Source organism: Candidatus Nanosynsacchari sp. TM7_ANC_38.39_G1_1 (assembly GCF_004138385.1).
The window spans coordinates 1-10,165 of the sequence record NZ_PQNZ01000005.1 but is presented as its reverse complement, the minus strand read 5'-3'; the positions used below and the strand labels follow the sequence as shown (position 1 = coordinate 10,165).

Below are 10,165 nucleotides of genomic sequence, written 5' to 3'. Positions count from 1 at the left end.
AGCAAANNNCACNANCCGCCAAATNGCNTCAAANTGAAATTCNGGACGCNGGCTNAGATCCAGCTTTTTGATGGTCTCGAGCTGNTTNGANGGAATTTGNCTTTCAATTTCNGACTNGTTCGGNAGCCGNTTNANNACATCAGCACNGGTCGTGCCAGCTGGCAGCGANNCACCNTTNGGNAGNTTNCTNGTGATGGTTNCNTANGCCTTCATGCTGACATAATCTTCGACNATTTGGTTGGTGGCGCCGCCCAAAATTTTCGGACTGGCAATCGCAAANANNGTACTACCGACTGCAAAAANCGNCACCATGAGCATNTGCCAGCGGAACTCNGCNAANTATTTGGCNANTTTCTTGACCGTGCCCTTGAANTCTTTGGCTTTTTCGCCNGCGCCCATACCGCCGCCCATTGGNCCGCCCATCTTCACTGGCTGGCGTTTTTTCATGCTTTGCTNNGCCATTACGCCGCTCCTTTCGCGNTCGTNGCCGANATTTTCTGCAGGTCNTCTTCTGAGAGCTGNGAGGCGGCAATTTCTTGATANACTTNGCAATNTTNCATCAATTCCTGGTGCGTNCCTTGNCCNACAATTNTACCTTCGTCCAGCACNATGATTTTGTCAGCGTTCATGATGGTATTGATGCGCTGNCCGACGATGAGNACNGTTTTATGNTTGGTTTCTTTGGCNAGCGCCNNNCGNAATTTGGCGTCNGTTTTGAAATCCANCGCCGAGAANGAATCGTCAAAAATGTAGACATTNGGNTNNACNGCAATCGCCCGGGCAATCGACAAACGCTGCCGNTGACCGCCNGAAACATTGCTGCCGCCTTGAGCNATNTCATTTTTGTANCCGTTTTTTAGCTCGCTGATGAACTCGGNGGCTTGNGCGATTTTAGCNGATTTTTCNACCAATTTTTGGCTNGCTTTGGCGTTGCCNTACTTGATNTTGCTGGCNATCGTCCCGCTAAACAACACGCCNTTTTGCGGCACGTAGCCGATTTGATCGTACAAATCNTCNAGNTTGAGCTGGCGAATATCCACGCCNTCCAGCAAAATNTGNCCCGCCGACACATCATAAAAGCGCGGAATCAAATNNATCAACGTTGATTTGCCNGAGCCAGTGCTGCCAATGAACGCTGTGGTTTGCCCTGGTTCGGCCGTGAAATTGATACTTGAGAGCACCGGCAGATCGGCATCCGGATAGCTGAAAGTGACATCTTTGAATTCAATTTTGCCCGTAGCGTCATGTGGCAATTGCTGCGGCGACTGCGGGTCAACAATTGACGGCAGCGTGTCGAGCACCTCGCCCACCCGCTTTACCGACACGGCCGCTCGCGGCACCATGATAAACACCATCGACAATAGCAAGAAAGAAATGATCACCTGCATAGCGTATTCCAAAAACGCCATCATATTACCAATTTGTAGATTGCCGCTGCTGATCAAATGCGCACCGAACCAGACAATCGCCACGCTAGAAAAGTTCATCACCAGCGTCATGATTGGGTCAAGCAGCATCATCAGCCGATTTAGAAATAGACCCATTTTATTCAGCTCGGTATTGGCTTGCTGGAATTTTTTCTGCTCAATTTTTTCGTTGTGAAAAGCGCGAATAACTTTCAGACCGACCAGGTTTTCGCGCGTCACCAAATTGAGCTTGTCCACCAGCGTTTGCAATTTCTTAAACCGAGGCACGGCAATCACAGACAACACAGCAATGACCACCAGTAACACCGACACCGCCAGCGCGATGATCCAACTCAAATCTGGCGCGTTATGGATGGCTTTTTGCAGACCGCCAATTGCCATGATCGGCGCCATCAACGCCAGGCGCAGCAGCAGGATTGACGTCATCTGGATTTGCTGAATGTCGTTGGTCGAGCGAGTGATAAGCGACGCGGTGGAAAATTTATTGAAATCCGCCAGCGCAAAACTCTCGACTCGCTCAAACAGTTCCGTTCGTAGTTTTTGTGCCATACCGGTGGCGATCCGAGCCGCCAAAAACCCGATGACGATCGAACACAATCCACCCGCCGCCGTCACTAAAATCATCGCTAGTCCGTTATGCCAAATCGCTGGCATGTCTTGCTTGATAATGCCGTTATTGACAATTTCCGACATTTTGTCAGGCAGCCACAAATTCGCCATCACCATGGCGTAGGTAAAACCGACCAAGATGATAAACATCAGCCAGTAGCCGCTAAAAATTCGTAAAATATGTTTCACAGACCCCCTTACTGCCGCAATTCTAGAGATTAACCGTGTATAATCGGTAAATTCACACTGTGTAATATTCTAGGTTATAAATTGCTCTTTGTCAAGTTTGTCAAGAAAGCCCACCGCATAACGGTGGGCTCTACGCTGTCTGGTATACAACGAATAGGTTTAGTACATACCCATGCCGCCGCCCATATTTGGCATAGCAGCACCTGGCGTTTCTTTCTCTGGCAAGTCAACAACCAGCGCACCCATCGTCATTGCCGTACCGGCAATTGAGGCAGCATTCTGCAAGGCCTCCTTGGTAACGCGTACTGGGTCAACTACGCCTGCCGACTTTAGATCAAGCAATTCATTCGGGTGGTTGACATTGATACCTTGGCCAGCTTTGGCTTTTTTGACCTGCGGTAGCCACTCGTCAGCATTTAGCCCAGAGTTGCTCAGCAAGATTCGGAATGGCTGTTCAAGTGCATGAATCAACAAATCTTCGCCTGCTAATACCGAAGCATCTTTGCTATTAGAATGCTTATAACCACAGGCTAGGTTCACTAGCGTTACACCGCCGCCTGGCACAATCCCTTCAGCTAGTGCTGCCTTGACGGCTGCCACAGCGTCATCGACACGATATTTCTTTTCTTCGATTTCCGTCTCGGTCGCACCGCCAACTTTAATCACCGCCACTTCGCCAGTCAAAGCTGCATGACGTTTCTGTAAGTTTTTCTTGGCGTAGTCGCTAGTGGCATTGTCGATTTCCAGCTCAATCTGATCGACGCGAGCGCTAACCGCCGCCTTTGACCCTTCGCCTTCGACAATAGTTGTCAGATCTTTGGTAGCTATCACTTTGCGGGCCGAGCCAATTACGTCGCTACCGACATTATCAAATGTCATGCCAGTGTCTTCGGTGATAACTTTGGCGCCAACCAACGCTGCGATATCATACAGCACATCTTTGTCGCTCGGAGCTTTGATAGCCAAGGTATTGAAAGCACCTTTAAGCCGGTTTAGCACCAACAAACTCAGCGCTTCGCCATCAACATCATCGGCGATCAGTACCAAATCTTTCTTACCGGTTTGAGCGATCATTTCGAGCAACGGCACAAATTCTTGCGCTGAAGAGACTTTCTTATCAGTCACTACAATTGCTGGTTTGTCGTAAACTGCTTCCATGCGCTTAGCGTCGGTCACCATGTACGGGCTGACGAAGCCGCGTTGTACTGTGAAGCCTTCGACTACTTCGCTTTCAAGCTCTAAGCCGCGTCCTTCTTCGACTGTCACCACGCCGTTCGGGCCAATTTTTTCCATGACGTCAGCGATTAATTTGCCAATCGCCTCATCGCCTGCGGAGATTGTCGCCACTTCGGCAATCCGTTTTTTGTCGCCGCGGATATCGTCGGCGAGTTTACCGAGCTCTTTGATAATCTCGCTAGCAGCACGTTCTAAACCTTTGCGTAGTAACATCGGATTGTGGCCAGCTGCAATTAGCTTATTAGCTTCGTTTAAAATATGATAAGTTAAAACCGTCACTGTCGTAGTGCCGTCGCCAGCTACGTCATTCATCTTGTTAGCAGCTTGTTTGATGAGCTCGGCACCAACTTTGAAACCAAGCGTCTCGTCATCAGCTTCGTCGATATCAATACTTTTCGCAACTGTCACACCATCGTGCGTCACGCTCGGGCCGCCGTAACTTTTGCCGATAACTACGTTGCGGCCTTTTGGCCCCATCGTTGTTTTCACAGCGTTATACAAAATTTTTGCGCCAGCCAATACGCGAGCACGCGCATCTTCATCGTAAAAAACTTTTTTTGCCATATTTCCTCCTATTCAATTGTAGCGAGGATATCCTCGTCTTTGATAATTAAATATTCTTCCTTATCAAGCTTGATAGTCGTCGCTGCGTAGTTTTTGTAGACAACCCGTGCGCCGTCAGCCACATCTTTGACTGCCGAACCAACAGCCACTACTTTAGCAGCTTCCGATTTTTCTTGGGCTGATTCTGGCAAAAAAATGCCGCTAGCTGTTTTTTCCGGCTTCTTTTCTTTGACAGCCACGACATAATGCGCCATTGGCTTGATTGGTGAACTCATGATTATATCCTCCTTTTCTAATCTATTTTAGCACTCTTGACCGCAGAGTGCTAGACCCAAGTATAAGAAAGTCGGCGAAAAACGTCAACCGCATTATCAAAATATAAAAATAGCCCGAGCTAAAACTCGCGCTATTTTGCTGTACTTATAGAGATTAGCTAGCTCTCGATAATAGTGCCAACCTGCCCGGCCAAGGCTTGTTCGGCGCTACCCAGGCTAGCGATAATCGCTCGGCGACCTGGCTTTTCGACAAATTTCAAGGCCGCTTGCACTTTGGGCAGCATACTACCCGGCGCGAACTGATTTTCGTCAATGTAGCGCTGCATCTCTTGGCGATTAGTGCGTCCAATTGTGCGCGCGGTCGGTTTACCATAATCAACCATCGCGCCATCAACTGCCGTTAATATCACCAGTGCTTCGGCATCAATCGCATCAGCCACTACTGCCGCTGTGAAATCCTTATCAATTACTGCCTCGACCCCCTCTAAGCCATCACTGACAGTTTCAACAACCGGCACGCCGCCACCGCCACCCGTGATAACCGTCACGCCAGCATCAATCATCGCTTTGACCGTATACTCTTCGACAATCCGCTGCGGCTTCGGCGACGGTACCACGCGCCGCCAACCGCGCCCAGCATCTTCTTTGAATGTGAAGTTACGACCGTTAGCAGCCTGCCGAGCTTCTGTCTCCGTCTGATAAAATACGCCTATTGGCTTCGTAGGATTACTAAAAGCCGGATCGTTAGCGTCAACCACTACTTGCGTAACAACTGTCGAAGCGACGCTTTTCATCTGCCGGCGCGAGAATTCGTCAATCAACGCTTGCTGCAACCAAAAACCGATCGCCCCTTGGCTCATCGCTACGCACGTATCGAGCGGGAAAGTCGGTACTTCTGGCGTGTTAATTGCTTCTTCGTGCAAAACAATATTACCAACTTGCGGCCCGTTGCCGTGAACGATTACCAGCTGATAACCAGCCAAAATCAACGGCACTAGCTGGCGTGCTGTCTCGTCGGCGACGTCTTGCTGGGCGTGAGCCGAAGCCTCGCCTTGCTTTTGCAAAGCATTGCCGCCAAGTGCAACTACAATCTTACCCGGCATGTTGTCAAAACCTCAACGACATGCAAGTTAAGCTGCCGGTAATTTTCTCAAACTCGCTAGTATTGATCAGAATCACTTCGTAACCGCAATCGCGAATCTTCTGCTCAGTTTTCGGGAAGCCTTCTGGCACGATTACTTTGCCATTTATCCACAAACTATTCACTGCATAGTATTCATCGTCATCAACGACCAGCTTATTAAAGTTAGCAAAAGCTGGATGATTTTCGTAAGCTTTAGCGACAATCAGATTATTGTTATCTAGATAGACCACATCGTCTTTCAGGTGTAGAATGCCTGTCACCGGTACCGTTTCGGCGGTCATGCCATGTTTCTCGAGAATCGCCGTGATTTGGTCGGCTGCCGCCTGGTTGGTGCGTCCACTCAACCCGATGTAATAGTGATCGCCCACCATCATGATATCGCCTGGATCAGTTGTGCCTGGCTCGACAACTTGTTCAATATCATCATAGTAACGCGCCAATGCTTCGCGCAGATCCGGCAGACTAGCTTCGCCACGACGACTCTCAGCACCAGGACGCGACAAAATTGCCACGCCGCGCGGCGTACACAACGCATTATCCTCGATAAACACACTGTCTGGATAATCTTCGTTGGCCTCTAGAACCGTCACTTCCAAACCGCATTCGCGCAAAATTTCGACATAGCGATCATGCTGCTGCAATGCTAAATCATAGTCCGGCTTGCCCATTTCTGGCGTTTGGCTGATACCATCAATCAAACTATGTGACGGACGGCGAACAATGGCATGCTTAAACATTTTTTCTCCTTCATTTGGTAAAACGGGCGCGCTGTATTTCAGGCGCGCCCATTTTATTTATTATCATTGACCGATTAAATCAGCGATCTTAATACCTAACGTATCATCCAGCGCACCAGCCAGCAGTTGTTGTACTGCGTAGGCAAATAACGCAATCACGACAACCGCCAAAAGCAGTTCGTATAGCGTGAAAATCTTCTTGCGATTCTTGATCTGCATCAAGACGTAGACCAACATGCCTGGTGCGTACAAGAACACTGTTATGAGCAGATATTGCATACCAGCCGCATACACTAGCCATACTGCGTAAACACTAGCCATCACACCCACAAAGATATTAAAGGCGCGGTACTTAACGGTTTTCTTCTCTTGCAGAGAAACTTTCAATTGATAAAACGCCGTCAGGGCATATGGGATCAAGATAGCCGAAGTAGCAATCGAAATACCAATATTATAGGCTGAACCTTCAGTTCCAGGGATTGTCAGCAGGAATATCTGTACCAGGATGTTAGTAACCAACAGCGACACTACTGGCGCGCCAACTTTATTTTCTTTGGCGAATATCGACGGGAAAGTCTTATTCTTAGCTGCCTGATACGGTAGTTCGGCAGCAAACATCGTCCAAGCTAGCCAACCGCCCAAAACTGCGATCATCAAGCCGATATTAACCAGCCAAGCGCCCCACGGGCCAACCAAGCGTTCCAACAGCATCGACATTGCCGGACTATCTAGTGCAGCCAGATCTTTCTGAGTCGCTACACCAAAAGCCAGCACCGTCATCAGCACATAAATCGAAAGCACACCAGCAAAGCCAATCAACGTTGCCTTGATGATATCGCTGCGCTTCTTGGCGTGGCCTGAAAATACGACTGCACCCTCGATACCGATAAACACCCAGACGGTAACCAGCATCATATTCTTGACCTGCTCAATCACAGCGCCCATATCAAAGTTGTTGCCGGCTAAGCCCCAAAGGTCTTGGTTAAACAAGCCGACCTTGAACGACAAGAATATCGCTAGCAAAAAGATCGCAAGCGGGATTAATTTCGCCGCCGTCACCAAAGCATTAATAAAGCTTGCCGTTTTGACACCCTTAAGGATTAATAAATGAACACTCCACAGCAGTACCGACATGCCAACCACTGACGCCCAGTTTTGGCCTTTACCAAACAAGTCTGGAAAGAAATAACCAAGCGCCGAGAAAACGGCTACTGCATAAGCAATATTACCAATCCAGGCAGAAATCCAGTAACCCCACGCCGAATTAAAGCCAACATACTTGCCAAAGCCAGCCTCAGCGTAGCTATACACGCCAGCGTTAAGTTTCGGCTTTTTGATAGTCAGGTTGCGGAAGCTGAGAATCAGGAATATCATTCCAACGCCCGTAATCAGCCACGCAATAATCGTCGCCAGCGGACCAGCCGCCTCAGCCGTGCCTTGAACAAGGTTAAAGATACCTGCGCCGATCATACTGCCGACCACTAAGCCGGTCAGCGACCAGAGTCCTAACCCGTCCTTTTTTCTTGCTAATTGTTTGATTGCCATTTTGTTCGAGCCTCCTTCAACTCGGATTTATAGCGTCAATGCCATCACAGCCTTGATAGTGTGCATGCGGTTTTCAGCCTCGTCAAAGACAACGCTGTGCTCGCCGCTAAAGACCTCGTCAGTGACCTCCATCGAGTCAAGACCGAATTGATCGTGAATCTTCTGGCCAGTCTCGGTATTAAGGTCATGAAATGATGGCAAACAATGCAAGAATTTGACGTTCGGGTTATGCGTCTCGGCCAGCATTTGCGCGTTGACCTGGTATGGTTTGAGAAGGGCAATTCGCTCGGCAAACTTGTCTTCTTCACCCATTGATACCCAGACATCAGTGTAGATAGCGTCAGCGCCTTCTAGCGCTTCAGCGCGGTTATCAGTAATGGTAATCTTCGCGCCAGTTTCCATAGCAATTGAACGCGCCAAGCTAACCAAATCGCCCGACGGATGCAGCTGTCGCGGCGCTAGGATTCGGAAATCGACGCCCATCTTGGCCGCGCCAATCAGCAAGCTATTTGCCATATTGTTGCGTCCGTCACCAACGAAGACCAGCTTAGCGCCGTTGAGCTTGCCGACATGCTCCTCAATAGTCATGAAGTCTGCCAGAATCTGCGTCGGGTGGAAAGTATCCGTCAAACCATTCCAGACTGGTACGCCAGCATATTTCGCTAACGCTTCGACATTGGAATGCTTAAAGCCGCGGAATTCAATGCCGTCAAACATGCGGCCCAGTACCTTAGCAGTATCTTCAACTGACTCTTTTTTGCCTAGCTGAATATCGTCTTTACCGAGAAATTCTGGCGCCACACCCAAATCATTGGCAGCTACCGTAAAGGCGCAGCGAGTTCGCGTCGATGTCTTTTCAAAGAGCAAAGCCACTTGTTTACCCTCGTGAATGCGGTGTGCTTTGCCCGCTTTCTTTTGTTGCTTGAGGTCGTGTGCTGTATCAAGCATCAGCCGAATATCGCTTGGCGAGAAGTCTTTCAAAGTCAAGAAAGAGCGACCCTTCAGACTGGTTGGCAGCTTAGCTACCGTTGCAGTAGTCGAATCTGTAGTTACTGGCACCACTTTGCGGACGTGCTCCTCTTGAATCATTGGTACCGCCAAGGTGGCTGCCAGCGAACGCTCCGCCGAAGTAACTCTATCAGTAACCTGCTCGTTGTCCAGATCTTCGCGCACCAGCGGCATACTCATACAGCGCGGGCCGCCGCGGCCACGACCGAGTTCTGAACCGCTAACCTCGATGACCTCGACGCCAGCCTCGCGCAATTTAGCATTAGTGACATAGTTACGGTCGTAAGTCACCACCACGCCCGGCGCAATCGCCAAAGTATTCGAACCGTCATTCCACTGCTCGCGAGCTGCCGCAATCTCATCGCCACCGCCGCATTCAATCAGGTTAATCTTTGGCAAATGCAGCGCTTCGCACAACGCTTTTTCAAGATCATGCTGCTTGGTGATCTTCGGATAAGCTTGCCCTTCAACTTTTTCGAGGATAAACAGATTCATCTTGCCTTCAAAGTCACGAATCTCCGGGTGGATCGTGAACTTATCGTAATCGATCATTGTGAAGACTGTATCTAGGTGCATGAATGCGTGGCTCTTCGGGATCTCGAGAGCAATAATTTTCTTGAAGTTAGAATCAGCGAACAACTCAGTTGCCATTTTCTCGATTGCCTCGGCGGTAGTGCGCTCGCTGATACCGATGGCCATGGCTTCGCTGTTCAACACCAGCTCGTCGCCGCCCTCCATCGAGAACTTCTCGTCGCGATTATACCAAACTGGAATATCGTGGCCGGCAAAGCGCGGATGATGATCGATGATATAGCGCATGAACAGCGACTCGCGGCGGCGGGCCGGCCAATGCATCTTATTGATGGTCAAGCCGTTGCCAATCGTAGCAGCTGGATCACGCGTGAAGTACAAATTCGGCATTGGATCTAGGTAAAATGGATAATGGTCTTGCTCAACCATATCGTGCAGCTGCTGGTGATGCTCTGGCGGTAGAGAAATCTCGTCTTTGCGCACACCGGCCATAATTTTGCGCACCATCTTGTTGGTCGGCATCGACAATAGATAATCGCGCAAACTTTGCGTCACTCGCCGCGAATCTTGTTTGGAAGCTGCTAGCATTTCGTCGACAAATTCTGCTTTCAAATTATCGCTGTTTAATGCCTCTGTTACCAATTCGTCCAAATACAGCACTTCGACGCCATGGTCGCGCAGAACGTTGGCAAATTCATCATGCTCTTCTTGCGCCACCTTCAGGTGCGGAATATCGTCGAACAATAAGTCCTTGAGATAATCAGGGGTAAGATTCTCGAGCTCCTCGCCCGGCCGATGCAGCAGTACAGTCTTGAGTACGCCGATTTCAGAATTGATTTGCAATGGTTTTTGATTCACGCCCACCTCCGCTATGATCTAAATGATTCATTGTTTATTTAC

Annotated in this window: 7 protein-coding genes and 2 pseudogenes (1 of these 9 cut by a window edge); all 9 read right to left on the bottom strand. The window is 49.3% G+C overall.

Features of this window, described 5'->3' with window-relative positions; genetic code table 11:
* Positions 1-66: pseudogene (locus G1ANC_RS00730) on the bottom strand (ABC transporter ATP-binding protein); its annotated part reaches 1,537 nt to the left of the window's first position; the annotation flags it as partial.
* Between the two features lie 395 nt (positions 67-461).
* On the bottom strand, positions 462-2,225 hold the full coding sequence (locus G1ANC_RS00725) for an ABC transporter ATP-binding protein (protein ID WP_206660692.1): 1,764 nt from the start codon (positions 2,223-2,225) through the stop codon (positions 462-464).
* 159 nt (positions 2,226-2,384) lie between these two features.
* Positions 2,385-4,025, bottom strand: coding sequence for a chaperonin GroEL (gene groEL / locus G1ANC_RS00720; RefSeq protein WP_129693126.1), 1,641 nt, complete (start codon positions 4,023-4,025; stop codon positions 2,385-2,387).
* 8 nt (positions 4,026-4,033) lie between these two features.
* Positions 4,034-4,300 (bottom strand): co-chaperone GroES, encoded by a 267-nt coding sequence (locus tag G1ANC_RS00715; RefSeq protein WP_129693125.1) that lies wholly within the window; start codon positions 4,298-4,300, stop codon positions 4,034-4,036.
* 158 nt (positions 4,301-4,458) lie between these two features.
* Entirely contained in the window at positions 4,459-5,403 is a 945-nt protein-coding gene (arcC, locus tag G1ANC_RS00710) for a carbamate kinase (RefSeq protein ID WP_129693124.1), read from the bottom strand.
* A 4-nt stretch (positions 5,404-5,407) separates the two neighbouring features.
* Positions 5,408-6,181: a dimethylarginine dimethylaminohydrolase family protein gene (locus tag G1ANC_RS00705; RefSeq protein WP_129693123.1), complete on the bottom strand. Its 774-nt coding sequence runs from the start codon at positions 6,179-6,181 to the stop codon at positions 5,408-5,410.
* A 63-nt stretch (positions 6,182-6,244) separates the two neighbouring features.
* Positions 6,245-7,726 (bottom strand): basic amino acid/polyamine antiporter, encoded by a 1,482-nt coding sequence (locus tag G1ANC_RS00700; RefSeq protein WP_129693122.1) that lies wholly within the window; start codon positions 7,724-7,726, stop codon positions 6,245-6,247.
* Positions 7,727-7,753: 27 nt separating this feature from the next.
* A complete protein-coding gene (argF, locus tag G1ANC_RS04175) occupies positions 7,754-8,815 on the bottom strand; it encodes an ornithine carbamoyltransferase (RefSeq protein ID WP_371412823.1) in 1,062 nt (353 codons plus the stop codon).
* A gap of 69 nt (positions 8,816-8,884) precedes the next feature.
* A pseudogene (gene arcA / locus G1ANC_RS04170) lies at positions 8,885-10,123 on the bottom strand (arginine deiminase); the annotation flags it as partial.
* Between the last annotated feature and the right edge of the window lie 42 nt (positions 10,124-10,165).

Bases quoted from the DNA above. Each gene is read 5' to 3' on its own strand.
- arcC (WP_129693124.1), bottom strand. From the start codon at position 5,403: ATGCCGGGTAAGATTGTAGTTGCACTTGGCGGCAATGCTTTGCAAAAG.
- groEL (WP_129693126.1), bottom strand. From the start codon at position 4,025: ATGGCAAAAAAAGTTTTTTACGATGAAGATGCGCGTGCTCGCGTATTG.
- G1ANC_RS00715 (WP_129693125.1), bottom strand. From the start codon at position 4,300: ATGAGTTCACCAATCAAGCCAATGGCGCATTATGTCGTGGCTGTCAAA.
- argF (WP_371412823.1), bottom strand. From the start codon at position 8,815: ATGATTCAAGAGGAGCACGTCCGCAAAGTGGTGCCAGTAACTACAGAT.
- G1ANC_RS00705 (WP_129693123.1), bottom strand. From the start codon at position 6,181: ATGTTTAAGCATGCCATTGTTCGCCGTCCGTCACATAGTTTGATTGAT.
- G1ANC_RS00700 (WP_129693122.1), bottom strand. From the start codon at position 7,726: ATGGCAATCAAACAATTAGCAAGAAAAAAGGACGGGTTAGGACTCTGG.